This window comes from Saccharopolyspora sp. NPDC045941, assembly GCF_056431445.1.
This window is the reverse complement of the sequence record NZ_JBWKKU010000055.1, coordinates 47638-59563: the sequence shown is the minus strand read 5'-3', so window position 1 is coordinate 59563 and position 11926 is coordinate 47638. Positions and strand designations below refer to the sequence as shown.

The 11926-nt window shown below is 71.4% G+C and carries 9 protein-coding genes; 4 read left to right on the top strand and 5 right to left on the bottom strand.

The window, feature by feature from the left end; translation table 11 throughout:
* Positions 1–144: 144 nt before the first annotated feature.
* Positions 145–312 carry an SflA family class IV lanthipeptide gene (locus AC07FN_RS33755; RefSeq protein ID WP_478399264.1) on the bottom strand — a complete coding sequence of 56 codons (168 nt, stop codon included), beginning with the start codon at positions 310–312 and terminating at the stop codon, positions 145–147.
* 105 nt (positions 313–417) lie between these two features.
* The gene (locus AC07FN_RS33750; protein ID WP_478399263.1) at positions 418–588 is read right to left on the bottom strand and encodes an SflA family class IV lanthipeptide; all 171 of its coding nucleotides are present in this window, start codon (positions 586–588) and stop codon (positions 418–420) included.
* A 297-nt stretch (positions 589–885) separates the two neighbouring features.
* On the opposite strand from AC07FN_RS33750, the gene AC07FN_RS33745 reads away from it, so the two are divergent.
* From AC07FN_RS33745 to lysX, 3 genes are all read left to right on the top strand, one after another.
* Complete coding sequence (locus AC07FN_RS33745; RefSeq protein ID WP_478399262.1) at positions 886–2778, top strand: ABC transporter ATP-binding protein; 1893 nt, start codon at positions 886–888, stop codon at positions 2776–2778.
* 57 nt (positions 2779–2835) lie between these two features.
* On the top strand, positions 2836–3690 hold the full coding sequence (locus AC07FN_RS33740) for a MauE/DoxX family redox-associated membrane protein (protein WP_478399261.1): 855 nt from the start codon (positions 2836–2838) through the stop codon (positions 3688–3690).
* A gap of 234 nt (positions 3691–3924) precedes the next feature.
* Complete coding sequence (lysX, locus tag AC07FN_RS33735; protein ID WP_478399271.1) at positions 3925–7179, top strand: bifunctional lysylphosphatidylglycerol synthetase/lysine--tRNA ligase LysX; 3255 nt, start codon at positions 3925–3927, stop codon at positions 7177–7179.
* Here the strand turns inward: lysX and AC07FN_RS33730 are convergent.
* Positions 7151–8278, bottom strand: a complete 1128-nt coding sequence (locus AC07FN_RS33730; RefSeq protein WP_478399260.1) for an alpha/beta hydrolase — start codon at positions 8276–8278, stop codon at positions 7151–7153. The two genes, lysX and AC07FN_RS33730, sit on opposite strands and share 29 nt — an antisense overlap.
* Before the next feature lie 157 nt (positions 8279–8435).
* Here AC07FN_RS33730 and AC07FN_RS33725 point away from each other — a divergent pair, with 157 nt between their 5' ends.
* Positions 8436–9518, top strand: coding sequence for an alpha/beta hydrolase (locus AC07FN_RS33725; RefSeq protein WP_478399259.1), 1083 nt, complete (start codon positions 8436–8438; stop codon positions 9516–9518).
* A 42-nt stretch (positions 9519–9560) separates the two neighbouring features.
* Here the strand turns inward: AC07FN_RS33725 and AC07FN_RS33720 are convergent, their stop codons facing one another.
* Positions 9561–10547: a CobW family GTP-binding protein gene (locus tag AC07FN_RS33720; protein WP_478399258.1), complete on the bottom strand. Its 987-nt coding sequence runs from the start codon at positions 10545–10547 to the stop codon at positions 9561–9563.
* On the bottom strand, positions 10544–11920 hold the full coding sequence (locus AC07FN_RS33715; RefSeq protein WP_478399257.1) for a UbiD family decarboxylase: 1377 nt from the start codon (positions 11918–11920) through the stop codon (positions 10544–10546). The genes AC07FN_RS33720 and AC07FN_RS33715 overlap by 4 nt, the downstream gene beginning before the upstream one ends.
* Positions 11921–11926 lie beyond the last annotated feature (6 nt).

The following is an 11926-nucleotide window of genomic DNA, read 5'->3' as shown; positions in this document are numbered from 1 at the left end:
CTCCCCCTCCTCCCCCGGTCGCTCCGGGGTGGTGTTTTCGGGGTGTTTCTTGTTTTTTTCCGTTTTGTTCCCCTCCTTGGTAGAGTCGGGTCGGCGCGGTGGGGGGAGCCCCGGGCTCCCCCCCCGCCGCCTGGTCACCGAGGCTCAGACGAGCGTCTGGCAGCAGGGCCACAAGGTGCACACCGTGCGCTTGCAGGTGTCCGCGCACCCCTGTGCGCCGTGCAGAACCTTCATGTCGCCTTCGAAGGCGACCGAGATTCCCTCGATTTCGATGATTCCGGCGTCCCGGGGTTCCAGTCCGAGTGCGGGCATCTGCCTGACTCCTTTCGCGGCTGTCGGATTTCGGCGAATCGCCGAGTTACCGTTTTTCCCGCAGTTGGCGGGAAACAGCCCCCCGGAATTGCTTTCGGATAGCCGTCAGATGATCGACGGACAGCAGGGGAAGCTGCTGCACACGGTGCGCTTGCAGGTGTTCACACACGCCTGCGCTCCGTGCATGACCTCCTTGAGGTCGATCTCGAAGTCCACCGAAATGTCTTCGATTTCAACGGTTCCCGCGTCGCGGGGCTCCAGCAGCAAGGTGGACATGTTCGCTCCTAACTCGTCCGCCGATCTGGCGGGACGTTCTGAGGATTCCCGGTGCGACGGTGGATTATCGTTGCACGACAACGGGTTCGCTTCAGGTGTGGATGAAAGGTCGAGATCCGCCGGTGCTGACGCCCGCGGCGCAATCCCCAGAATTGTTGGCACAGGTCACTTCGCATACCTAGGGCCAAACGGGGTAACAACGACAAGATTGCGGATCGGTGTCCGCTCGTCTAACTTCTCGAACGTGATGGGGCGAAGTCGTTGTGCGGCACGCCGTTCGAGCGTCGGCCGGCGCCGATGAAGTGGTGGCGGCGGGAAACACCCGAACCGGTTGATCTCGTCGCGCCGTACTGGCAGGCGCACGATTCGGAGATGCTGTCCGCCGGGCTGGGCGCGATCGCGCGGCGGCTGCCCGGCTTGGTGGGCAATGCGGTCGCGGTCGCCTGGCGGGCCAGCCGGCTCGACACGGCGGCGACGCTCGGGCTGAACGTGCTCGCCGGGTTCTTCACGGCGTTCGGCCTGCTGGCCACCAACGACGTGCTGGAGTCGTTGTTCGCCGCGGGCCCGACCGCGCAGCGGGTCACCGCGGCGATCCCGGCGCTGCTGCTGGTGGCCGGGGCCGCCGGGCTGCGCGCCGGGCTGATGGCCGTGGCGAGCTGGGCGCAGGAGCGGCTGAAACCGCAGGTCGAGCGGCTGGCCGAGACGCGGCTGTTCCGGCTGACCACGCGGGTGGAGCTGACCGCGTTCGACGACGAGGAGTTCCACAACTCCATGCAGCGGGCGCGGGACAACGGCGTGCCCGACTCGGCGACGGTCGTGGAGATGACGGTCAACGTCCTCACCGGCGCGATCGGCGTGCTCTCGGGCGCGATCACGCTCGGCCTCCTGCACCCCGCGCTGATGCCGCTGCTGCTGGTCACGGCGGTGCCCGACGGGTGGGCGGCGCTGCGTTCGGCGCGGATGCGCTACGCCGCGTTCCGCCGGATCTCCACCGCGCGGCGGCGCAAGTTCATGCTCTCCGACCTGATGGCCGAGCGGCCGCCCGCGGCCGAGGTGCGGGCCTTCACGCTGCGCCGCTTCCTGCTCGCCGAGTACGACCGGATCGCCGACTACGAGCAGCGGATCGAGCTCGACGTCGCCTGGCAGCGGGCCACCACCAGGGTGTCCGGCGACCTGATGGGCGGCATCGCCCTCGGCGCGGTGTACGCGGTGCTGGGCGCGATGCTCGCGTTCGGACTCATCCCGCTGGCGGTGGTCGGCACGGCGGTGCTGGCGATCCGCGCCAGCCAGTCGTCCCTGACGAGCCTGGTGCAGTCTGTGAACAAGCTCTACGAGGCCGGGCTCTACTTCGGTGACTACCTGGAGTTCTGCGAGCTGGCGGAGCGGCGGGTGCCGCCGGAGCGCACCTCGGCGGAACCCGGCGAATTCCGGCGCATAGCGGCGGATTCCGTGCATTTCGGGTACCCGGGCGCGGATTCGCCAGCGCTGTCCGGGGTGAGCGTCGCGGTCGAGCGCGGCGAGGTCGTCGCGCTGGTGGGGGAGAACGGCTCCGGCAAGACCACGCTGGCCAAGCTGCTGGCCGGACTGTACACACCGGACTCCGGCGCGATCCGCTGGAACGATGCGGACATCACCGGGATCGCAGGCGATGTGCTGCGGGAGCGGATCTCGGTCATCGCGCAGGACCACACCCGCTGGCCGCTGACCGCCGAGCAGAACATCGTGATGGGCCGGGAACGCGACGCCGAGAAGCTGGCCGAGGCGGCCCGCGCCGCCGGGGCGGACGAGGTCGTCGCCCGGCTAGCCGACGGCTACGGCACCCTGCTGGACCGCCGGTTCCACGGCGGGCACGACCTCTCCGGCGGGCAGTGGCAGCGGATCGCGATCGCCCGCGCCTTCTACCGCGACGCGGACCTGATGATCTTCGACGAGCCGACCTCGGCGCTGGACCCGCGCGCCGAGCACGCGCTGTTCGAACGCATCCGCCAGCACGCCGAGGGCCGCACGGTCGTGCTGATCTCGCACCGGCTCTCCAGCGTGCGCTACGCGGACCGGATCTACGTGCTGGACCGGGGGGAGGTCGTCGAGCAGGGCACGCACCCGGAGCTGATGTCGGTGAACGGCCGTTACGCGCAGCTCTACGAACTCCAAGCCGCCGCCTACCGCGCGGAACAACCCAGCTCGGCGTGAGGCAAGGCTCGTTTCGCGTGGCGGCCCCCTGCCACTTCGAGGAAAAGAGGTGGCTGGATGCACTGGTTCGGGTCGGCGGCGCTCGCGGTGTGCGGCGTGCTGGCGTTCGCCGCGATCAGCAAGTTGCGCAGCGTCGGCGGGTTCGCCCGGTCCATCGCCGGGTACCGGATCTTCCCGGACCGGCTGGCCCCGGTGCTGGCGCCCGTCGTGATCGCGGCCGAGCTGCTGAGCGCGGTTCTGCTGGTAGTCCCGCCGCTGCGGGTGTGGGGCGCGGTGCTGGCCGCCGGGCTGTTCGCGGCTTTCCTGATCGGCATGATCAGCGTGCTGCGGCGCGGGATGCGGGTGGACTGCGGCTGCTTCCAGGCGGCGGAAGCGATCGGCGCGGGCTCGGTCACCCGGACCGCACTGCTGTTCGTGCTGGCGGTGCTCGCCTGCCTCGCGGGTGACGCCCCGGTCGGGCCGGTGCACGTGCTGATGGGTGCGGTGCTGGTGGCCGCGGTGTTCGGGTTGTCCGGACTGCTGAAGGCCCCGCCGCACGGCCCGGCGCGGGGTGCCGTGCTGGAGATCGGCGCCGACGTCGCCGCGTTCGCCGGTGACGGCGACCGCGTCCTCTTCGCCTACATCTCCCCGCTCTGCGGGCATTGCCGGCTGATGCTGCCGGAGTTCGGCGCCGCGGCGCGGAAGTTGCCCGTGGTGCTGCTGAGCAACGGTGCGCCGGACGAGGTCCGTGACTACCTGGACCGGCAGGGCATCTCGCTGCCGCTGGTGACCGGGCCGGACGTGTTCGACGCTAACAACGTTCCGGGCCCGCCGTACGCCGTCGTCACCACCGGATCGGGAGTGGTGCTCTCGCAGGGCGGCGCGAACCGGCCGGAGCAGCTGGCGAGCCTGCTCGCCGAAGCCGGGAATTGACCGGCGGATCCGAATCGGCCGTTTGGTCCTCTGTGGGCGGACATCGCCGAAATGGGTAGCAAGATCACCGGAATTCCCCCGACGTGCGGTCGGGGCGGCGGCGCGCGGTGCCCCGCCGGTCGTAGATTGGGTGTCGGCGAGCGGGCCCCGACGGGCCGCGATGCCGATCCACGGCCGGGGAGGAACACGGTGGTCCAGCAGGAGGAGACCGCGCAGCGCCGGTGGCGCAGCAAGATGCCGAGCATCACCGCCGGCGCGGTGCTCGTGGTGGCGGTGCTGTGCGTGAGCTCGGCGGTCGGGCTGGCGCTTTTCGGGAACGTGCAACCGGTGCGCAGGTTCGTCGACAACGTGCTGTTCCCGGCGCCGCCGAACATCGCGTACGGCGCGTTCCTGGCGGTGCTGGCGGCCGCGCTGAAGCGCCGCAAGCGGCTCGCGCTGTGGATCCTGATCGGCATCCTGGTCATGCAGGTGATCGGCGACATCGTGGTGCTCGTGGTGCTGGGCGACCACATCGAGGCGCTGTGGATGGACGAGCTGGGCGCCCGCTACCACGTGCCGATCGACCACGTGTGGATCTTCAGCACCAACATCGTCGTCTCGGCGCTGGCGTTCGTGCCGCTGTGGCTGTCGCGCGGCGAGTTCTACGGCCGCGCCAAACGCGGCAGCGGCTACCAGGCGGCGCTGGTGTTCGTGCTGCTCATCGCCGCGTTCGTGGGCCTCGGATACGTCCTGGTGTCGCTGTTCCCGGGTTCGCTGCGGGGCGCGCAGGCGCGGCTGACGTGGACCGTCGAGCGGGTGCTGGGCGGCGCGATCGACTTCGACGTCACCGGCTTCGGGCACGCGCCCGGCTGGGTCAACTTCGTCCTCGGCCTGTTCGGCACGGCAGCCCTGTTCACCGCGCTGTTCCTGCTGCTGCGCGCGCAGCGGCTGGCCGCCGCCCTGCGCCCCGAGGAGGAGCGGCAGGTCCGGCAGCTGCTCGCCGAGCACGGCGAACGCGATTCGCTGGGCTACTTCGCCACCCGCCGGGACAAGGCGGTGCTGTTCTCCGACAGCGGCAAGGCCGCGGTCACCTACCGGGTCGTCGCGGGGGTCTGCCTGGCCAGCGGCGACCCGCTGGGCGACGCGGAGGCCTGGCGGCCGGCGATCGAGAAGTGGCTGGCGATGTGCCGGGAGTACACCTGGACGCCGGCGGTGATGGGCGTCAGCGAACCCGGCGCCACGGCGTACGCCCGCGCCGGGATGAAGGTGCTGCAGCTCGGCGACGAGGCGGTGGTGCACGTCGCGGAGTTCGGCCTGGACGGCCGGGACATGCGCCCGGTGCGGCAGGCGGTGAGCCGGGTCCAGCGGGCCGGGCACACCGCGCGCATCCGGCGGCACCGGGAGGTGCCCGCGGCGGAGATGACCGAGATCGCGCGGCTGGCCGAGGCCTGGCGCGACACCGAGAGCGAACGCGGCTTCTCGATGGCGCTGGGGCGGGTCGGCGACCCGCAGGACGACGACTGCGTGCTGGTCGAGGCGGTGAGCGACCGCGGCGAACCCGTGGCGCTGCTGTCGCTGGTGCCGTGGGGCCGCAACGGGCTGTCGCTGGACCTCATGCGCCGCGACCGCGACGCGGACAACGGCGTCGTCGAGTTCATGATCAGCTCGCTGGCGCAGGCCGCGCCGCGGCTCGGGGTCGAGCGGATCTCGCTGAACTTCGCGATGTTCCGCGCCGCGTTCGAGGAGGGCGCGCGCATCGGCGCCGGGCCGGTGCTGCGGGCCTGGCGGGGCCTGCTGCTGTTCTTCTCCCGGTGGTGGCAGCTGGAGTCGCTGTACCGGTCGAACGTCAAGTACCGGCCGCACTGGTTCCCGCGCTACGTGGCGTTCGCCGAACGGCGCGATCTGGCGCGGGTCGGCATCGCCTCGGCGATCGCGGAAGGCTTCCTGCCCGCGCCGCGACGGAGGTCCACATCGGACGACCTGGTGGAAGTTCCGCTGCTGGAAGCGGAAAGCGAAGAGCCGCAGCGCATCGGATCGCAACAGCAGCAGGTGCGGCGGGGCAAGCTGGACGCGCTGCGCGCCGCCGGCGTGGAGCCGTATCCGGTGGCGGTGCCGCGCACCGAGCGCTGCCGGGCCGTCACCGCCCGCCACCGGGACCTCCTGCCGGACGCCAGGGCCGGCGAGCACGTCTCGGTGGCCGGGCGGGTGGTGCTGCTGCGCGACCACGGCGGCGTGTGCTTCGCGACGCTGCGGGACTTCTCCGGCGACCTGCAGGTCATGCTCACCACCAAGGACTCCGGCGCCGAGCTGCAGCAGGCGTGGCGGCAGCAGGTGGACATCGGCGACCAGGTGTCGGTGACCGGCGAGGTGGTCGCATCGCGGCGCGGCGAGGTGTCGGTGCTGGCGGCCGACTGGCGGCTGGCGGCGAAGTGCCTGCACCCGCTGCCGGACAAGCACCGCGGCCTGGTCGACCCCGAGGCCCGGGTCCGGCAGCGCCACGTGGACCTGATCATGCGACCGGGCGCCCGCGACGCTCTGCGCGCCCGCGGCGCCGCGGTGCACGCGCTGCGGGAAACGCTGGTGCGATCGGATTTCCTCGAAGTCGAGACCCCGATGCTGCAGCCGGTGCACGGCGGCGCCAACGCGCGGCCGTTCACCACCCACAGCAACGCCTACGACATGCGCCTGTACCTGCGGATCGCGCCCGAGCTGTACCTGAAGCGGCTGTGCGTGGGCGGCGTGGAACGGCTGTTCGAGATCGGCCGCAACTTCCGCAACGAAGGCGTGTCGCACAAGCACAACCCCGAGTTCACGATGCTGGAGGCGTACCAGGCATTCGGCGACTACACGACGATGCGCGAGCTGTGCCGCGACCTGGTGCTCGCCGCCGCCACCGCCGCGCGCGGGGCACCCACGGCGATCGGCCCGGACGGCGAGTTCGGCCTCGACGGCGACTGGCCGGTCGTCCCGGTCAACGACGCGGTCTCGGCGGCGCTCGGCGAGGAGATCACCGCCGACACCGGGCTGCCGCGCCTGCAGGAGCTCTGCGATGCGGCGTCGGTGCCGTACGAGGCGCACTGGGAACGCGGCGCGGTGCTGCTGGAGATATACGAGCGGCTGGTGGAGTCGCGCACCGCCGAACCCACCTTCTACACCGACTTCCCGGCCGACGTGTCGCCGCTGACCCGCCCGCACCGGGACGATCCGCGGCTGGCGGAGCGCTGGGACCTGGTCGCGTTCGGCACCGAACTCGGCACCGGCTACTCCGAGCTGGTCGACCCGATCGAGCAGCGCCGCCGGCTCACCGAGCAGTCGCTGCACGCCGCGGGCGGCGACCCGGAGGCGATGGAACTCGACGAGGACTTCCTCGCGGCGCTCGAGTACGCGATGCCGCCCACCGGCGGCCTGGGGCTGGGCGTGGACCGGCTGATCATGCTGCTCACCGGCGGCTCGATCCGGGAAACCCTGGCCTTCCCGCTGGTCAGAACGGACTTCGCGGGCCGGCGGTGAAGTTCTCGGCGGCGAAGGCCAGCAGGTAGGGCAGGCCGATGCGGGCCGTGCGCCAGGTGTGCCATTCGCCCGGTTCGGCGCGCACCGCGACCGTCGCGCCGCGCGCGGCGAGCTGCTCGCCGAGCCGGTTGGCGAGGTCGACGTCGGAGTGCGCGACGACGCCGGCGTGCAGCATCACCGCGAGCGGCCGCGCCACCGGCAGCGTCGGCAGGTACTCGCGCGGCGTGTTCGCGCGCAGCAGGTCGGGATGGCCGTCGAGCAGCGTCGTGCCGGGATCGTCGTAGGGTTCGGTCGCGAGGACCACCGAGTAGGTGTTCTGGTTGCGCAACCCCAGGTTCAGGGCGCAGAACGCGCCGCCGCTCATGCCGCCGATCGCCCGGTCGCCCCGGTCGGGCAGGGTGCGGAACCGGGCGTCGATCTCCCGCGGCACGGTCGTCGTCAGGTAGGACTCCAGCTGCGGGCCGCCCGGCACGTTCAGGCATTCCCAGTCGGTGCCGGCGCCCGCGGTGGCGTCCACCGCCACGACGATCATCGGCCGCGCGGCGCGCGCGTCCGCCAGCGCCTGCAGGGTCTGCACCGCGCCACCCGGGCCGAGCCAGTCGTCGGGGCCGCCGCTGGGATAGCCGTGCACCAGGTACACCACCGGATACCGCTCGCCGGAGTGCGCCGGATCGTCGTAGCCCGGCGGCAGCAGCACCCTGGTCCTGCCGGTCGGCACGCCGAGCCCGGGATCGGGCAGCGACACGTCGGCGACCCGCACGCCACCGGGCACCGGATCCGGCTCCGCCGGCGCGGCCGGCTCGGCGTCGCCGTTGCCGCCGCTGGCGAGCATCAGCAACCGCCCGAAGTCGTCGAACGACCGCACGTAGCCGACGTAGCTGTTGACGCCCGCCGCGCACGTCAGCACCGCGAGCAGAACCGGGACGATCACGGCGATCCGGCGCATTCGCCACCGCTTGACGACCACGATCGCGCCGACGGTCAGCAGCGCGAGCGCCGCCACCAGCACCACGGATTCCAGCGGGCTGCGCCCGCCCGCCTGTTCGGTGACCGAAGCGGGCAGCTGCGGTCCCGGGCCTACGCCACTCGTCAATGCCACGCGCACGAGTTCGATTATTACCCAACGGGCGAAATCGCCGTGCTGATAGGCGCTTTCGGCACTGTGGTCCGATTTTTGCGGTTCGTACCGGGAAAATCCCGGTACGCTGGCGAGCGTCCACTTCGGTCGGTGTCGGTTTTCTGGGAGGTTGCCGGGAATGCGGTGGATCGCCGATTTCTGCGCGGATCTCTCACTCGTCGACTGGTGGCCCCTGCGCGTGCCGCTGCTCGCCGTGGCGCTGCTGTTGCTCGTGATGCTGGTGTGGCGGTTCCGCGACCGGGCGATGCGCGCGGCGCTCGTCCCGCTCGTGGTGGCGTTGTTCGCGATGAACGCCCTGGTCGGGGTGAACGCGTACTTCGGGTACTACCTGACGCTCTCGCAGGCGCTCGGCGTGGCCGGCGAGAGCACGGGCTCGCTGGCGATGCTCAACGCCCAGGCGACACCGCCGAAATCCGGCATGGTGGTCACCATCGACATCCCCGGGCGCGACTCGGGTTTCCAAGCGCGCCCGGCGAACGTCTACCTGCCGCCCGCGTGGTTCGCCCAGCCCCGGCCCAGGCTGCCGGTGATCGTGCTTTTGCACGGCACTCCCGGCAGCCCGGCGGACTGGCTGGACGGCGGCGAAGCGCAGCAGACCGCCGACCGCTGGGCGGCCCAGCACGGCGGCGCGGCGCCGATCGTGGTGATCCCGGACGTCAACGGCGGCGCCTTCGACGACACCGAATGCGTCGACGGCGTCCGCGGCAACGCCGAGACCTACCTGACCGCCGATGTGCCCCGCTTCGTCCGCACCCGGTTCCTCGCCCGGGATCCAGGGCCGGACTGGGGGGTGGCCGGGCTCAGCGAAGGCGGCAGCTGCGCGATCATGCTCGCGTTGCGGCATCCCGGGCTGTTCGGGACGTTCGCGGACTTCGGCGGGCTGCTCGGCCCGCGCGACGGCGACACCAACGATCCCGCAGGCACCGCGGCCGCGCTGTTCGGCGGCTCGCAGCAGGAGTTCGACGCCCACGAGCCGTCCTGGCTGCTGGCCCACCGCCGGTTCCCCGGGCTGCACGGCTTCTTCGCGGTCGGTGACGACGACCCGCAACCGCGAGCGGCCGTGCTCCGGCTCGCAGAGCTGTCCCGCCTGGCCGGGATCGACACCGGAGTGGTGGTGATTCCCGGCGGCGAGCACACCTTCGACGTCTGGCGCACGGCCTTCGCCGACGCCCTGCCCTGGATCGCTACCCGGCGGGGATGAGGCCTCGTGAGCACTTTGGAGCGCTACAGCAATCCAAACCGCTCACGAGGCCTGCGCAGCCGAGACGGCGCGGGTACAGGCCCGGAGCCCTTCGGTGAGCATTTCGCGGTCCAGGTTCCGGCCGATGAACACGACCTTGCTGCCCCGCGCATCCCGGCCCCAGGGGTCGGCCGCGCGGAGCTCGAAGATCCGGTGGATGCCCTGCAGGACGTGGCGCCGCGAGTCGCCGCGGACCGCGACGACGCCCTTGAGCCGGTACAGGTCGTCACCGTGCTCGGCCGTCAGCTCGGACAGCCAGGCGCGCAGGGCGGCCTCGTCGAAGTCCTCCGTCAGCTCCACGCCGACCGAGGTCACCGCCGGGTCGTGGAAGTGCTCCTGCTCGTCCAGCCAGGCCGGGTGCACGATGCGGTTGAACGCGCCGACGCCGAGGATGTCGTCGAGGTCGACCCGCGAATAGCTGGACATGATGATCTCGGCGGTCGCGTTGATGCCGCGCAGCCGCTCCCGCAGCGCAGCCACGCCGGCCTCGTCGACCAGGTCGACCTTGTTGAGCACCAGCCGGTCGGCGAACGCGATCTGGTCGACGGCCTGGTGGCCCACGCCGTCGGGCCCGGCCTCGTCGAGGTGCCGGTCGATGTGCTTGGCGTCGACCAGCGTCACGATCGCGTCCAGCGCGAAGTGCTCGCCGATCTCGTCGTCGACGTAGAAGGTCTGCGCCACCGGGTTCGGATCGGCCAGGCCGGTCGTCTCGATCAGCACCCGGTCGATCTTCTCCTTGCGCTCCACCAGCTTCCGCAGCGTCTCGACGAGATCCGTGCGGGCCGTGCAGCAGATGCAGCAGCCGTTGCTGAGCTCGAAGAACTGCTCGTCGGAGCGCAGCACCAGCGCGTCGTCGATCGGGATCTCGCCGAACTCGTTCTCGATGACCGCGATGCGGTGCCCGTGGTCGGCGGTGAGGATGTGGTTGACCAGCGTCGTCTTCCCGGCGCCGAGGAAGCCGGTCAGCACGGTCACGGGAATCTTGCTCATTGCGCTCCTCCTGTGGTGCCCAGCAGTCGGCGGGCGTTGGTGCGGGCGGATTCGGAGACCACGATGCGGTCGCCGGCGAAGTCGGGGCCGCGGGTCGCGTCCAGCCCCATCCGGGAGGTGGTGCCGCTGGGGTCCGACGAGGGATCCAGCGGCGATCCCGGAAGTCCGTCCACCACGAACACGTCGCGGTGCGGTTGGAAGTGCGTGGCCAGCGCCCAGAGCACCTCGGCGTCGGAGGTGACGTCCACGTCGGCGTCCACGGTGACGGCCGTCTTCACGTACGGGTCCCAGCCGAGCAGCCCGAGCAGGACCTGCCGGGCCTGGCCGGGGCGCGACGGGCGCAGGGCGACGTAGCAGTGGAAGTGCGTGCCCGATGTCGGGTAGTGCACGGCGGTGACGTCGGGGAAGCGGTCCTTGAGCTTCTCGGCGAGTTCGGATTCGCGCGGGATGCGCGCCAGGTTCAGGTGGTCCGCGGTGTTGCCGCCCTCGACGTCGATGAGCATCGCGTCGCGGCGGCGCAGCACGGTCTCCACGCGCAGCACGTTGTTGGTGGAGCGGTGCGAGGAATAGCCGGAGAACTCGCCGAACGGGCCTTCTTCGGCGTGCAGCTGCGGGTCGATGGTGCCTTCCAGCACGAAGTCCGCCCACGCCGGGACGCCGATGCCGTGCCGGGGTGTGCGCACCACCTCCAGCGGCTCGCCGAACAGCCCGCCCGCCACCGCCCGTTCATCCACATCGGACGGAACGCGGGCGGATGCGGCGAGCATGAACAGCGGGTGCCCGCCGATGACCATCGCGACCGGCATCGGCCTGCCGAGCTCGGCGTACTTGGCGAGCAGCCGCCACAGGTCGCCGCGGGAGTGCAGGCTGGTGGCGAGCTCGGTGGGGGAGTGCACCATCGACCGGTGGTAGCTCATGTTGCCCACCCCGGTGTCCGGGTCCTCGGCGATCACGATGCCGCTGGTGATGTAGGGCGCGCGGTCGGAGGCGAAGTGCCGGAGCATCGGCACCGCCGAGAGGTCCACATCGGACGATGCGAGCTCGGTGACCGGCCCGGCGTCCACGACGCGCGGCGCCAGCGGCCGGGAGGCGCGCGACTGGTACGCCTCGTGCAGCCCGGCGGGCTCGACGCCGAGGATGCGGGAGATCCGCCGCCGCGAGGCGAAGACGTTGCTCACCACCGGTGTTCCCACGCCGTCGACCTCGTTGCACACCAGCATCTCGTCGCGGCCGCGCGCGATGAGCTCGTAGATCAGCCCGGTGACGCCCTCCTCGGCGGGCACCGGTTCGTCGATGACGAGGACGTCGTCGGGGTGCGCACGGCGGTAGTCCGCGAGGAAGGCGTGCGCGTCCTGGCGCGGGGAGAGGTTCACCGGAGG

Excerpts from the sequence above, each read along its gene's own strand:
- AC07FN_RS33755 (WP_478399264.1), bottom strand. The coding sequence starts at position 312 with ATGCCCGCACTCGGACTGGAACCCCGGGACGCCGGAATCATCGAAATC.
- AC07FN_RS33750 (WP_478399263.1), bottom strand. The coding sequence starts at position 588 with ATGTCCACCTTGCTGCTGGAGCCCCGCGACGCGGGAACCGTTGAAATC.
- AC07FN_RS33745 (WP_478399262.1), top strand. The coding sequence starts at position 886 with ATGAAGTGGTGGCGGCGGGAAACACCCGAACCGGTTGATCTCGTCGCG.
- AC07FN_RS33740 (WP_478399261.1), top strand. The coding sequence starts at position 2,836 with ATGCACTGGTTCGGGTCGGCGGCGCTCGCGGTGTGCGGCGTGCTGGCG.
- lysX (WP_478399271.1), top strand. The coding sequence starts at position 3,925 with ATGCCGAGCATCACCGCCGGCGCGGTGCTCGTGGTGGCGGTGCTGTGC.
- AC07FN_RS33725 (WP_478399259.1), top strand. The coding sequence starts at position 8,436 with ATGCGGTGGATCGCCGATTTCTGCGCGGATCTCTCACTCGTCGACTGG.
- AC07FN_RS33720 (WP_478399258.1), bottom strand. The coding sequence starts at position 10,547 with ATGAGCAAGATTCCCGTGACCGTGCTGACCGGCTTCCTCGGCGCCGGG.